This window comes from Emticicia fontis (assembly GCF_054779675.1).
Genome location: NZ_BAAGXU010000064.1, coordinates 60,957 through 61,618 on the forward strand (window position 1 = coordinate 60,957; position 662 = coordinate 61,618).

Annotated in this window: 1 pseudogene; it reads left to right on the forward strand. The window is 45.9% G+C overall.

From position 1 onward, the window contains the following. Positions 1-662: pseudogene (locus ACYVFA_RS24145) on the forward strand (hypothetical protein); the annotation flags it as partial.

The following is a 662-nucleotide window of genomic DNA, read 5'->3' on the forward strand; positions in this document are numbered from 1 at the left end:
TGGTTGTTCAGGAACTATCAACTGGTCTAACGGTTCATCAGGAAGTAGCTTAACACTTTCAAGTGTGGGTACTTATTCCATATCAGCTACCTGTACGGTTGGAAGTTGTACGAGTGTGGCTAGTTCTACTGTCACCGGACTGCAAATTGTTAGTCAGCCATCTGCGCCAACAATCACTTCACCGAATCCAAAAGTAGTTTGTGCCCCAGGCACTTTAACTCTGACAGCCAGTGGTTGTGCAGGAACTATCAACTGGTCTAATGGTTCATCAGGTTCAAACCTGACGCTTTCGTCTGTGGGCACTTATTCCATATCCGCTACTTGTACTGTTGGAAGTTGTACGAGTGTGGCTAGTTCTACTGTCACCGGACTGCAAATTGTTAGTCAGCCATCTGCGCCAACAATCACTTCACCGAATCCAAAAGTAGTTTGTGCGCCAGGCACTTTAACTCTGACAGCTAGCGGTTGTGCAGGAACTATTAATTGGTCAAACGGGTCATCAGGTTCAAGCCTGATACTTTCATCGGTTGGCACTTATTCCATATCCGCTACTTGTACGGTTGGAAGTTGCACAAGTGTGGCTAGTACAGCTGTCACAGGTTTGCAAATTGTTAGTCAGCCATCTGCACCAACAATCACTGCACCGAATCCAAAAGTAGTTT